Origin of the sequence: Anaerosporobacter sp. (genome assembly GCF_031551385.1) — a bacterium.
Classification (GTDB): domain Bacteria; phylum Bacillota; class Clostridia; order Lachnospirales; family Lachnospiraceae; genus Anaerosporobacter.
In genome coordinates this window covers 1-10,433 of record NZ_JAVBNS010000215.1, presented here as the reverse complement: position 1 = coordinate 10,433, position 10,433 = coordinate 1, and the positions used below count along the sequence as shown (strand labels likewise).

General features: G+C 36.5%; 8 protein-coding genes. 7 read left to right on the top strand and 1 reads right to left on the bottom strand.

Annotated elements, in window-relative coordinates; all coding sequences use genetic code 11:
• Positions 1 to 295 precede the first annotated feature (295 nt).
• The 5 genes from RMR19_RS16575 to RMR19_RS16555 all read left to right on the top strand — a co-directional run bounded on the left by RMR19_RS16575 (position 296) and on the right by RMR19_RS16555 (position 6,210).
• The gene (locus RMR19_RS16575; protein ID WP_310604615.1) at positions 296 to 1,642 is read left to right on the top strand and encodes a carbohydrate ABC transporter permease; all 1,347 of its coding nucleotides are present in this window, start codon (positions 296 to 298) and stop codon (positions 1,640 to 1,642) included.
• Positions 1,643 to 1,646: 4 nt separating this feature from the next.
• The gene (locus tag RMR19_RS16570) at positions 1,647 to 2,474 is read left to right on the top strand and encodes a sugar ABC transporter permease (protein WP_310604614.1); all 828 of its coding nucleotides are present in this window, start codon (positions 1,647 to 1,649) and stop codon (positions 2,472 to 2,474) included.
• A gap of 104 nt (positions 2,475 to 2,578) precedes the next feature.
• Entirely contained in the window at positions 2,579 to 3,856 is a 1,278-nt protein-coding gene (locus RMR19_RS16565; protein WP_310604613.1) for a sugar ABC transporter substrate-binding protein, read from the top strand.
• 20 nt (positions 3,857 to 3,876) lie between these two features.
• Positions 3,877 to 5,589 (top strand): glycoside hydrolase family 13 protein, encoded by a 1,713-nt coding sequence (locus RMR19_RS16560; RefSeq protein ID WP_310604612.1) that lies wholly within the window; start codon positions 3,877 to 3,879, stop codon positions 5,587 to 5,589.
• A 12-nt stretch (positions 5,590 to 5,601) separates the two neighbouring features.
• Positions 5,602 to 6,210: a starch-binding protein gene (locus RMR19_RS16555; protein WP_310604611.1), complete on the top strand. Its 609-nt coding sequence runs from the start codon at positions 5,602 to 5,604 to the stop codon at positions 6,208 to 6,210.
• Between the two features lie 45 nt (positions 6,211 to 6,255).
• Here the strand turns inward: RMR19_RS16555 and RMR19_RS16550 are convergent, their stop codons facing one another.
• Positions 6,256 to 7,173 (bottom strand): LacI family DNA-binding transcriptional regulator, encoded by a 918-nt coding sequence (locus RMR19_RS16550; protein ID WP_310604610.1) that lies wholly within the window; start codon positions 7,171 to 7,173, stop codon positions 6,256 to 6,258.
• 108 nt (positions 7,174 to 7,281) lie between these two features.
• Here RMR19_RS16550 and RMR19_RS16545 point away from each other — a divergent pair, with 108 nt between their 5' ends.
• Complete coding sequence (locus RMR19_RS16545) at positions 7,282 to 9,459, top strand: alpha-amylase family glycosyl hydrolase (protein WP_310604609.1); 2,178 nt, start codon at positions 7,282 to 7,284, stop codon at positions 9,457 to 9,459.
• 248 nt (positions 9,460 to 9,707) lie between these two features.
• Positions 9,708 to 10,208 (top strand): GNAT family N-acetyltransferase, encoded by a 501-nt coding sequence (locus RMR19_RS16540; RefSeq protein ID WP_310604608.1) that lies wholly within the window; start codon positions 9,708 to 9,710, stop codon positions 10,206 to 10,208.
• The last annotated feature ends 225 nt before the right edge of the window (positions 10,209 to 10,433 follow it).

Below are 10,433 nucleotides of genomic sequence, written 5' to 3'. Positions count from 1 at the left end.
TAATTAATGTACCTCCAATTATACCACACCAACCCCCTTTTGCGAATTTCTTTTAAGTAAATAGGTAAACTGAAATTTAAGTATGCACACGAAAAAAGCAAGTATTTACAAGGTTTCTTGCGACAAGAGGATTACTTAAATAATTTTGTTAAGTAAAAACCATAGGCAAATATGCATAAAATATCAGAATTTTTGTATAGATTTTAGTGCAATTATACTTGACTGTAGACTTTCGATAAAGTAAGATAGAGTCAGAGATGGTAATAAATGGACTACGAAGAAAGGATGAGAAACATTGAGTAAGAGGAAACGGATAGTAAGTATGATATGCTCGATTATCGTATGGGGTTCTGGACAGTTTTTTGTTTGTAAGCAAAGATTGAAAGGACTACTACTATTTTTGTTAGAACTAATTTTTATTGGGGTGGAGATGTTCAGTGGCTATTGGTTAGAAGCGTTTTCTGGACAAATAAAACATTTTTCACTTCGTTTGCATGGTGGGTTCTTTACAAAAGGCATATGGGGGTTAATCACATTAGGTGAAAAGGAAGGCGGAAGAAGTGGCGATCATTCGACGATGTTATTAATAACGGGGATTATAGGAGTAATGGTGCTCCTAGTAATAACAGGTATCTATGTATTCAATATATACGATGCCTACCGAACGGGGAAACTGCTTGATGAAACAGGACATTGTCCTACAACAAAGGAATATTTCAAGAATACATATTCAAAATTCTTTGCATATATCATACTAGTACCTATTGTTATATACATTATGTTTATTGTAGTAATGCCGATTGTATTTGCAATATTAACTGCATTTACAAACTATAATACGAATCATCTACCACCAGGAAACTTAATTAGCTGGGTGGGATTTAGTAACTTTAAGAAATTGTTCCAGATTCCGATTTGGTCAAGTACATTCTTTTCAGTATTACGATGGACGGTTGTTTGGGCTGTTCTGGCAACGTTTTCAACATATTTCTTTGGTATGTTTCAAGCAATACTATTAAATAGCAAATATACCAAATGTAAGACTCTTTATCGAGGAATTATGATTTTACCTTGGGCAATACCACAATTAATTACATTGTTAGTATTTCGTAATTTCTTAAATGGTCAGTTTGGGCCAGTAAGTAAGTTTTTAATGGATATTGGATTAGCCGATCATAGAATTGCATTTTTATCAGATCCGTTTATAGCGAAAGTTACCATCTTAGTTGTAAACCTATGGCTTGGGTTTCCGATGTTTATGATTATGATTCAAGGTATCTTATCAAATATTGATAAGAGTCTGTATGAAGCGGCAGAGATTGATGGGGGTGGTGGATATAAGATATTCAGACATATTACATTACCACTTGTACTTAGAGCAACAGCTCCACTTATTGTTATGAATCTTGCGGGGAACTTCAATGGATTCGGTATCATCTATTTCCTAACAAATGGAGGGCCTGTTAACACGAATTATCAGTTTGCGGGAGATACGGATATCTTGATATCGTGGATTTATAAGTTGACGTTAGATCAGAAGTTATATGATATGGCGGCTGTTATGAACATTATGATTTTTGTATTAATTGCTGTGGTTTCTATATGGAACTTTAGAAGAACACAGGCTTTCAAGGAGGTGTAAGAACATGTGGAAGAGACGAGTGAAAGCGGTTTTAATTAATGCAGAACTGATGTTAGTATCTCTCATAGTTCTTGTGCCAGTGATATGGATTATCATGTCCTCGTTTAACAAGGGACAGAACCTATCGACAGCAAGCTTTATTCCGAAAGAGCTGACATTATCAAACTATACGAAGTTATTTGAGCAAACAGATTTCGGGAGTTGGTTTGTAAATAGTTTAACGATAGCAACGTTAAATGCATTTATTGCCGTTATCTTGATTCTATTAACCGCTTGGGTGTTATCAAGATTTAAGTTTAAAGGGAAAAAGACAGGATTACTTACATTGTTAGTCCTATCGATGTTTCCAAGTTTTCTATCAATGACAGCAGTTTATACGTTGTTCATTGTATTAGAGCTTGTAAATAAGCCGATTGCGCTAGTTATTCTCTATGCGGCAGGTGCAATTCCTTACAATGTATGGTTAGTAAAAGGCTATATTGATGGAATACCAAGTTCTTTAGATGAAGCGGCTTATATCGATGGTAGCAGTAAGCTAAATACGTTCTTACGAATTATAGTACCGATGTCAAAACCAATTATCGTATACTGTGCAGTATCACAATTTATGATGCCATGGATGGACTATATTATTCCGAATCTACTATTAACAGGTAATAAGAATAAGACTGTTGCAGTTGGTTTATATTCCATGATTTCAAGTGATCAGAATGCGAATTTCACATTGTTTGCAGCAGGAGCCGTTGTTGTTGCAGTACCTATTACGGTTATGTATCTACTATTCCAGAAGTTTTTAGTACAGGGAATTGTGGCTGGAGCTTCTAAGGAGTAACGTATATAGAGAAGAATTATAAATGCTTGTAGGGATATTTAAAGTTTTTAGGATACTTCAAATAATAATGATTCATTTATAAAAAAGAAAAGAGAGATGAATTTATGAGAAAAAATATAAGCAAGAGAGTTATAGCAGCAATCTTATCCATAGCAATGCTAAGTAGTTTAACTGGTTGTAAGAAAGCGTTGCCAGAAGATGAAGAAGCATTTGCTGGAAGTGGGGCGGCAACAGTAGAAGAAATGAAGCCGGAAGATGGTGCAAAACTGGTGTTCTGGACTGGTAATAAAGAGTACGGAGAAGCAATTGCCAAAGCATTTCAAGCAAAATACGGTGTGCCAGTAACGGTTGCGCAAGAAGGAATGGGAACAGTTGATAAGATTGCTCTAAGTGGCACTTCTGGTGAAGGTGCGGATGTATTTATCACGAGTCATGATAATTTTCAAAAAGGATTATCTTCAGGTATATTTATGGAATTAGAAGATGCCGTAACGAATGATATCAAGAGCAAGGTTGCGGAATCTGGTACGAAAACCGTAATGAGTGATGGCAAGATGTATGGTGTACCAATATCCATTGAGGTTAATTGCTTATTCTATAACAAAGATTTAGTAGAGACACCTGCTACAACATTAGAAGAAATCATGGAGGGTGCAAAGACATTTAATGACCCTGCCAATAATAAGTTCAATTTCCTATGTACGATTGGTGATGGTTATAATGAGTTTCCGTTTATTGCTTCACAGGGATTTGAATTGTTTGGAGAAAATGGCGATGATGCTGATAATCCAGGATTCGATACGGATGAGTATGAAAAGGGGCTTGAATTAATTGCTAAATTACATGAAACAATGCCTATTTCCTCGACTGACCTTAATAATAAGAGTTCGCTAAAGGCAAGCTTTATGGAAGGGAATGTAGCATATTATATTACTGGGCCTTGGGATGTAACGCAGATTAAAGAAAGTGGAATGAACTTTGGTATTACAACATTGCCAACATATCAAGGAAAGCAGTTACAGCCATTTGCTGGTGTACAGTGTGCCTTTGTATCAACATTTACAAAGTATCCAATCGCAGCAGAACTATTAGCAAACTTCTTAATTAGTGATGAAGGAGCAAGTATCCTATATAAAGTATCAAATGGAATTACTACGGTTAGCAATATTGAACATGTAGAAGGGCTATCGGCTGATCCGTATCTACCAGCGTTTGTAAAGCAGTTCGAGTATTCAATACCGATGCCTAGCATCTCAAGAATATCGTATTTTTGGTCAATCACGCAAGACATTGACCGTGCTGTATTTGATGGACAATTGACACCAGCAGATGCGCGGGGGAAATCAATGGAAAACTGGAATGCTCTATTAGCGACAGAATAAGAGAAAGGCATGGTTATTAGATGAACAGAGAAGCACTTTACCATTGCTCAAAGAGCAATTATGCATATCCTTATAAGGAAACAGATATAAGAATTCGATTTCGAACAGCGAAAGACGATGTGGAGACCGTTAAATTATATTATGGAGTGAAATTTGACTGGGCGAATAAGACACATCGTTTGATGGAGAAAATCGGTTCAGATGAGTATTTTGCTTATTACCAATATAATATCAAGCAGGAGGATATTCGATTAGGATATTACTTTGAAGTAATTACGGGTGAAGAACGGTTGTTCTATACAGAGGCGGGAATACTAGATGACTTTGACGATGCTCGCGCACATTGTTTATTCTTTCAATATCCAAGTGCACATTACGTAGATATACCACGTAAGCCAAGTTGGTATAGCGATGCGATATTCTATCAAATATTTGTAGAACGTTTCGCAAATGGGAATCCAGATATTTCACCAAAGGAAATTGTACCTTGGGAGGCTGATCCAACACCAAAGTCTTTTTATGGTGGTGACTTAGAGGGAATTCGTAAACATTTATCGTATGTACAGGAGCTTGGGATTAATGCAATTTATCTAACACCAATATTCGAATCCATATCGAATCACAAATACGATACAATTGATTATATGGAGATTGATAAGCATTTTGGAGATAAGGAGACATTTCATAAATTAGTGGACGAAGCTCACGAAAAAGGAATTCGAATTATTCTTGATGCGGTGTTTAACCATTGTAGTGAACAATTTGCACCATTTCAAGATGTCTTGAAACATGGAGAGCATTCAAAGTATAAAGACTGGTTTCGCATTAAAGAGTTTCCGGTTAATCAGGAAGAGCCAAACTATGAGATGTTTGCAAGTGTGTCATATATGCCAAGATTTAATACCGCAAACAAAAAAGTGCAGGAGTATCTATTTGATGTAGTGCGCTACTGGACAACAGAGTTTCATATTGATGGCTGGAGGCTTGATGTAGCAGATGAGCCAGATCACTGTTTTTGGCGAGAGTTTCGTAAGGTTGTAAAGGAACTTGATGATGATTTAGTGATTATCGGTGAGGTTTGGCATGACTCTATGCCGTGGTTATTAGGGGATCAATTTGATACAGTTATGAATTATCCGATTATGCATCAGGCAATTAACTATTTTGCGAAAGGAACGATTACTGCAAATGCATTTTCAGAAATGCTTACGATGCAACTTATGAAATATCCTGATTTAATTAATGAGATGATGTTTAATCTGTTAGACAGTCACGACACGGAACGTTTTCTGTTTATGTGTAAGGAAAATAAACAGAATTTAATGAATGCAGCAGCCTTTCAATTTGGATATCTTGGATCGCCATGTGTTTACTATGGTACGGAGATTGGTTTAACCGGAGGATATGACCCTGGTTGTAGAAAAGGATTCAATTGGAATACAGATGAGTGGGATTTAGATTTACATAATTGGTATAAAAAATTGATAGACATTAGAAAGAACGAGAAGGCGTTACGTTATGGAGTAGTAGCCTTTGAGAGTACAGATGATTTGTTTGTGATGAAACGTAGTTACGAGGGGAGCGATATCTATGTAGTAATTAATCAAACGAAGGAAGTACAACAATTACCAGAGGATATGATGAAGAACGAGTTTGTTGACTTACTATCAAATCAATCTGTATGTAGTAACAACATATTGCCTTATACGGCACAGTATATAAAAATCAAATAAAGGAGAATCGGTATGAAAAAGAAATTGGAGAAGGTTTTAAGTTTTGTATTGGTGTTTGCATTTGTAGCTATGGGTTTTATCTTGCCGAATAAACTTGTATTGGCAGCAGATGCTACAGATTCGAATGCCGGGGACAGCATTAAGATTTATTATTATAACGAGAATGGTTGGGATAATGTAAACATCTGGTCATGGACAATGCAGACAACAAAAGATTTGGCTCAGAATGCATGGCCTGGGGATGCTATGACAGACGTAGGTGACGGCTGGTTTTGCGCAGAAATTGTTTCTGATGAAAGCATAGGTGTATTATTTACGAATAATTCAGGAGCACAGACAGCAGATTGTAAAGACCTTGCGATTGGTAATACGTATTGGCTTACCAATGGAAGTGAAGATTTACTGAATGATTCAGGTATGGGTGGTGGCGTAACCGTTGTTGCCTCTACAGAGCCAAAAGCTGGCTGGCCAGAAGGCCCTGCTGCGGAAGTAGCAACAACAGCACCAGCAAGTGAAGATAAGAATAATGTTACGTTATATATCTGCATTGGTGCAGCCGTAGTCGTTGTTATAATTGCTGTATGTATGATAATCACTAGTAAGAAAAAGGGAAGTAAGTAATTCCGTTAAGCATCAAATCATAATAAAAAAGAAAGGGGGGAGTTGCTAATCCGTATCAGGATTTAATAAAAGCTGGTTACAAGGCGTGCCTACATACGCAAGACGAAGGAGTTGTTCTAATATTTTAACAGCAGTGATTGCCTTCGTCTTGTTTTTGATTGAAATAGTCATTGTATCAGGTAAAAGAAACCTTGAATTATCGAGTGAAGTAACTACGACAATATGATCGTTGCGGATATATCGTTCTATTTCAAGACCGAGAATTTCACCTAGGACAATCCCTTTTTCGTTCTGATGCTGAAGAAGGAATTCTCTCAAGTCATGTTTCATATCATTTATGAATATCTTATCAGCAGGAATCGTATTTGTAATAATATCTTTTAGTTCTTCATTCAAAATATCTTCCATTACTAAGAAGATATCGTCCTCCTGTAACATATGTTTCGCTTTAGAAATAATCACTTCATAATTCGGATATATTTTGCAAAAGAGAGGATCGTTAATTTCGCAATCAAGAAAAATAATAGGAACATAATATTTTCTTGTTACACGTCGAACTTCCTCGGAACGAATATCTATTATGAAGGCGGCATCAAGAGAACGTTTGGATATAATATCAGCTTCATCCTCGAATGCTTTAGTAGTTGCTATGATGGAGTCATAACCTAACAATGATAACTGCATCTGTAGCTCGATCGCCAAATCGTAATAAAGCATCTTTTTACTAGGAGCGTTGCGCTTATTCCAATTAATGATAATACCAATCAAGTTACTCTTTGGTCGCGTGATACATCGATTTATATTAGGGGTGTAATTAAGTTTTTTCGCCGCCTCTAAAACCTTGATACGGGTATCGTGTTTAATATGTTCTTTTTCTGAGTTATTAATTACATAAGAAACGGTGGCAACTGATACGCCACATAAGTTAGCGATATCTTGCATAGTTGCTTTTTTCTTTCCCATGATGCACCTCCATAATGTATTTCTAATAGTAATTGTATCATGTGAAAATAGGAAATGCAATCAAACAGTAAGTCCCTATAGAATATAGGGCTGAAAGGGGTAAAGATAATGAATTTGCAATGGAATAATAGGAATAATTCTTTCATAAAAAAACTGACTAGTTTACTGTTTGTACTTATCTTTGCGTTTGGAGTTATATCTACTAATGTACCCGTACAAGCTGCGGCAACTTCGACAGATGCAGAGGTTACGAATACAGCGAGTTTTTCAACAGATGTTATCTATCAGATTGTTACAGATCGTTTCTTTGATGGGGATACTAGTAATAATCCGACAGGAAGCATTTTTGACAAATCGAACTTACAGAAATATCATGGTGGTGACTGGGCTGGTATTACGCAGAAATTAAACGATGGATATTTTTCTAATATGGGTGTTACAGCTCTTTGGATTTCCTCACCTGTTGAGAATATCACAACAATTGATCCGTCTAATAACTGTGCATCTTATCATGGATACTGGGCAAAAGACTTTTTCAAAACAAATTCCTACTTTGGTTCAGTAAGTGATTTTCAAACAATGGTAAACAAAGCACATGCGTTAGGTATTAAGATTGTAATTGATTTCGCTCCAAATCATACTTCTACAGCAGAGTACGGAACAATGACATTCCCAGAAGATGGCGCATTATACAAAAACGGTACGTATCTTGGCGGATTCAAGAATGATTCACAAGGACTATTCAATCATGAAAGCTGGACGGATTTCAGTACATATGAAAATAGTATCTATCACAGTATGTATGGTTTAGCGGATTTAAACCATCAAAATGCTACTGTTGATGCTTATATGAAGGAAGCTATTCAAAACTGGTTAGATCTTGGTGTTGACGGTATTCGTGTTGATGCGGTTAAGCATATGTCGTTTGGCTGGCAGAAGAACTGGTTAAGCTCTATCTATTCTTACAAATCAGTGTTTGTATTTGGTGAGTGGTTTAATGGCGGAGTGGCAGCAGATGCAGATATGACGAAATTTGCAAATGACAGTGGTATGAGTTTATTAGATTTTAGATTTGCTAATGCAGTTCGTAATGCTCTTGGTAATGGTTCTGCAACTATGGAAGATTTGTATGATGTTATTGTAGCTACTGATGCAGATTATAATGAAGTGAATGATCAAGTAACATTTATTGATAATCATGATATGAGCCGTTTCATGACATTAGCAAGCAATAACCAACGTGCAGTAGACAATGCTTATGTAATCTTACTTACTTCACGTGGTGTTCCAACGATTTATTATGGTTCTGAGCAATATGCAACAGGAACAACAGATCCATATAATCGCGGGGATATGCCTTCGTTTAATACGAATTCGACAGCTTACAAAGTAATCAGCTATCTTGCTCCACTACGTAAATCAAATCCAGCATTAGCTTATGGTACAACAAGCGAACGTTGGATGAACGATGACGTATTCATCTACGAACGTAAATTTGGAAACAATGTCGTTGTAACTGCAGTGAACCGCAATCAAAGCAAGAGTTATAGTGTAGCTGGATTATACACAAGTTTACCACAGGGGACATATTCAGATGTTATGCAAGGTACTCTTGGGGGAGGAACTATTACAGTAGCAAGTACAGGAGCTGTAAATACATTTACATTAGGTGCAGGGCAATCTGCTGTATGGCAATATACTGCAAGTAGCACGGCAACACCTCTAATCGGAAATGTTGACCCTATGATGGGAGTTGCAGGAAACACCGTTACGATTACGGGTAGAGGTTTTGGAAGTACACAAGGTAGTGTAAGTTTTGGAACAAGTGCAGCACAAGTTGTTTCTTGGAGCGATGCACAAATTAAAGTGAAGATTCCTAGTGTGGCTGCTGGAAAATATGCAATTAAAGTGACAACAGCATCTGGAACAGCAAGTAACACATATAGTGGATTTGAAGTGTTATCTGCGACACAGATATCCGTCCGATTTAAAGTAAACAATGCAACAACTAACTATGGTTCGAATGTTTACCTTGTTGGTAGTGTCTATGAACTCGGAAATTGGGATGTAACGAAGGCGATTGGGCCTCTATTCAATAGCACTAGCTCAATCGGTATGTATCCTACTTGGTTCTACGATGTGAATGTCCCAGCAGGAACAACAATACAATATAAATTCATTAAGAAAGATGCCAGTGGAAATGTAATATGGGAAAGTGGTAACAATCATACGGCAGTAACACCAGCGACAGGTACACAAACATTTAGTGTGGATTGGCAGAATTAAGAGCTTGGGATTTTATATAGGTAGGTATTTGGGATAGTTGTTTTTGTGGTATTTAGAAAATGAAATAAAGGATTTAAGAAAGAAGCAGTCAGCCTATGTGAATATATATGGGCTGGCTGTTTGTGCTTTCTTGGTGGGGGGCACGTATTGTTTATATCTTTTTCCATGGAATAAAAAAGTTGTTTTCTTTGAGTTGCTAATATATAATGTGTCTAAATAAAATCAATACCACAAAGGAGAACAATAAAATGGCATTTACAATTAGAACTATGAATAAAGAAGATTATGAAAGTGTTAAAGACATCTATCTTGAAGGCATAGCAACAAAGAAGGCAACATTTCAAACAACAGCCTCCGATTATGACACTTGGTCTAACGGTCATATAGAAGAATGCCGTTTTGTCGCAGTGAACGAAGATAATCAAGTACTTGGTTGGGTAGCATTATCACCAACTAGCAGCAGATGTGTCTACAAAGGCGTAAATGAAGTGAGCATCTATATCGCTCAAAAAGCAAGAGGGCAACATGTTGGAACTGCACTTTTGAATAAAGTAATTGAGGAGTCAGAACAAATAGATATATGGACGTTACAATCAGGTATTATCGAAATTAATGAAGCTAGTATAGCTTTACACAAAAAATGTGGTTTTCGAATGGTCGGACTTAGAGAAAACATCGCAAGAGATGTCGATGGAATTTGGCGAAATACCGTTATTATGGAGAGAAGAAGTCAAATTGTAGGATTGTAATATAAGATTAATCGGGATACAATAAGAGCAGTATATCTAATTATTTGATTCATGATTTTATATCTGCAAATTTGGTGTCTGTATTCCATTCTTGCAGGTTATGAGAAAGGTATGATTATTTTATGAGTAGTAAGTTACCGTCATATATGCTTGTATATAAGCAGTTAAAGCAAGAAATATTAAGTGGAAAGTATCAGATCGGTGAAATGCTTCCGATTGAGGGGG